The organism is Cellulophaga geojensis KL-A (genome assembly GCF_000568425.1).
Lineage (GTDB): Bacteria > Bacteroidota > Bacteroidia > Flavobacteriales > Flavobacteriaceae > Cellulophaga > Cellulophaga lytica.
Genome location: NZ_ARZX01000055.1, coordinates 1 through 2,563 on the forward strand (window position 1 = coordinate 1; position 2,563 = coordinate 2,563).

The 2,563-nt window shown below is 35.3% G+C and carries 4 protein-coding genes; 1 reads left to right on the forward strand and 3 read right to left on the reverse strand.

Annotation, left to right across the window (positions count from 1 at the left end):
• The 3 genes from KLA_RS17050 to KLA_RS17060 form a co-directional block, all read right to left on the reverse strand.
• Positions 1-406: cation transporter (locus KLA_RS17050; RefSeq protein WP_200868419.1), on the reverse strand; the 406-nt coding region annotated here is incomplete at its 3' end.
• A 212-nt stretch (positions 407-618) separates the two neighbouring features.
• The gene (locus KLA_RS17055; RefSeq protein WP_034647333.1) at positions 619-1,083 is read right to left on the reverse strand and encodes a GNAT family N-acetyltransferase; all 465 of its coding nucleotides are present in this window, start codon (positions 1,081-1,083) and stop codon (positions 619-621) included.
• Positions 1,084-1,094: 11 nt separating this feature from the next.
• Positions 1,095-1,487 carry a rhodanese-like domain-containing protein gene (locus KLA_RS17060; RefSeq protein WP_034647334.1) on the reverse strand — a complete coding sequence of 131 codons (393 nt, stop codon included), beginning with the start codon at positions 1,485-1,487 and terminating at the stop codon, positions 1,095-1,097.
• Positions 1,488-1,622: 135 nt separating this feature from the next.
• On the opposite strand from KLA_RS17060, the gene KLA_RS17065 reads away from it, so the two are divergent.
• Positions 1,623-2,513 (forward strand): LysR family transcriptional regulator, encoded by an 891-nt coding sequence (locus tag KLA_RS17065; RefSeq protein ID WP_034647336.1) that lies wholly within the window; start codon positions 1,623-1,625, stop codon positions 2,511-2,513.
• The last annotated feature ends 50 nt before the right edge of the window (positions 2,514-2,563 follow it).

Sequence of the window (2,563 nt, forward strand, 5' to 3'; positions counted from 1 at the left end):
CGCCAACCGCAAACAAGCTAATTCCGTAAACGAAACTGTCCGCAAGCATATCCAAACTGTCCGCAACAAGTCCCATTGATTTTGAGATTATTCCTGTTGTCATTTCGATAATGAAAAAGGCAAAATTTATTGCAAGTACAGACCAAAGTAGCTTTTTTTGGTTTGCGTTTTCTTTAAATTCCGTTTGGTCGGTCTGTTCGGTCGAGATTTTTTTTCCACCTAAATTCAGTTCGATAACGGACTTTTCGATTTGGTCGGTTTCTCCGCTGTGAAAAACGGTCAGTTTTCGATTCGGAATGTCAAAGTCCAAATTCGCAATACTTGAAATTCCGTCCAATTTCATTCGGATTAGATTTTCCTCTGAAGGACAATCCATTTTGGTAATTTCAAACATCGTTTTATTCACTCGGTTTCTGGGTTTTGGCATTACTTACAACGGCTCGTATATGAAAAGTAGGGCAGTTGATAAGCACTAAACTTTCGGAGAGCACGAAGCCATATTTTTAATTTTCTTTTAACTTTTCCGTTGGCTAAAATACATATTAAAAATATGGCGACCTCGCAAATAAGTCCAAGCCATTGATTAAGCACTATTTGCCCTATTTTTTATATACATTGTTATCTGCTGGCTTTTCCGCTCTCAATCGTCCAGATAAAACGTTCTTTGCTTTTAGATATTACGCCAATTTTTCGATAAAAATCTATTGCTTTTTTATTAAAATCTGGTGTTTGCCATTGAATGATACTGCACTTTTGATTTTTTGCATAACTCTTTATCTTTTCCATTAGAAGTCTGCCCACGCCATTTCCTCTTGTGTTTTCTTTCAAAAAAAGACAGTCGAGATAGATATAAAATTCGGTTTCCCAAGTCGAAAACTGTTTCATAAAGGTCGCATAGCCGACAATCAAATTTTCTTGCTCTACGACCAAACATTTTAAACAGGGGTTGTGACCAAATAGAAACTTGTATAACAACTCAGATTTATTTTTCCGTTCGTAGTCCGCTTGTTCGTATTCAGCGTGTTCTTTGCACAAATCTATAATTTGTGGCAAGTCCTTTTGTTCGGCAAACCTTATTTCCATTCTACAGGGATTTAACAAGCACATTCCATAATTGCACCTTTTACCGGATTCGTTCCCTCGGTTGCATATCCGTCAAATTTCCACCATTCAATTCCGCCCATTAGTTCTTTAACCTTAAATCCAAGTTTTGCCATATTCAATGCCCCTTTTGTCGAAGCGTTGCAACCGATTCCGTCACAATAGCAAACATAAGTTATTGACTTGTCCAAATGTTTTGTGTTTTCTTCGTTCATTTCTCTGTGGGGAAGGTTTATGGCTGTTGGAATATGTTCTTTTTCAAAGCCAAATGCTTTTCGGGCGTCTAATGCCACTACGTTTTCTTTGTTTTCCAATGCGTCCCATAAATCCGATGGGTCCATTTCGTAAGCAAGCTTGTTTTCGTAAAATTCAATTTGTTTTTGCATAATTTCTTGTTTTTTAGTTGGTCAAAACTAATTGGTTTAGCCCCATAATTTCAAACTTTGGAATTGAAGGTTTAGAATTTATAGTTGAAAAAATTTCAACTAAGACATTTCTACAAATTGTTAACTTTGTGCCCTATGGAAATCAAATATTTTAGGCTGATAAAAACAATTGAAGAAGAAGGCAGTATTGCCAATTCTGCCGAAAAATTGTTCTTGACCCAATCGGCTTTAAGCCATCAATTAAGGGAATTGGAAGAACGCTTGGGTTTCAAGGTCTTTCTTCGTACACGTAATAAATGGAAATTAACGGATGAAGGCGAAGAACTTTATAAATTAGGGAATTCAATTCTCGAAAGTATTGAAAAGGGTTTTCAGAATATTGAACAATTTCGAACTGGTTCTGTCGGAAATATTAAAGTAAGCACAGAATGTTATAGCTTTTATCAAGGTCTATCTTCTTTTATTCAAAAAATGGGGCTTTTATATCCTGAAATAGATGTTGATTTGATTCTTGAAGCTACACATCAACCAATTTCAAAGATATTATCAAATGAGATTGATATTGCCATAGTTACCTCAAAACCAGCGAACGAAACTTTGTCTAGTATCGAAGTTTACGAAGATGAGATTTTTGCTATTATTCATAAAGAAAGTCAGTTGAATAAGATTGATTTTTTAGATACCAATGATTTTTCGGATGCACATTTGATAATCCATTCTTTTCCGTTGGAAACGGTCTCTGTATATGAGCAATTTTTAAAACCTAATAAAATTACTCCACTTAAGATTTCCGCTATTCCCCTTACTGAGGTCGCTTTAGAAATGGTTGATGCCAATATGGGAATAATGTGTATGCCGAAATGGGCTTTAAAATCCTTTAAAGTTTCCGATGATTTGATTTTTAAGAGAATTGGCAAAAACGGTTTGAAAAGAACACATTATTTGGTCTTTCGTAAAGCCGACAAGGTCAAAAAGTACGTTAACGATTTCATTTCCAATTTTGAAGAGGATTTTTCAAAGGATTGATTTTTTTCAGCTTGCAGATAACGTTAGGTATAACCGAAGTTACGGGATTA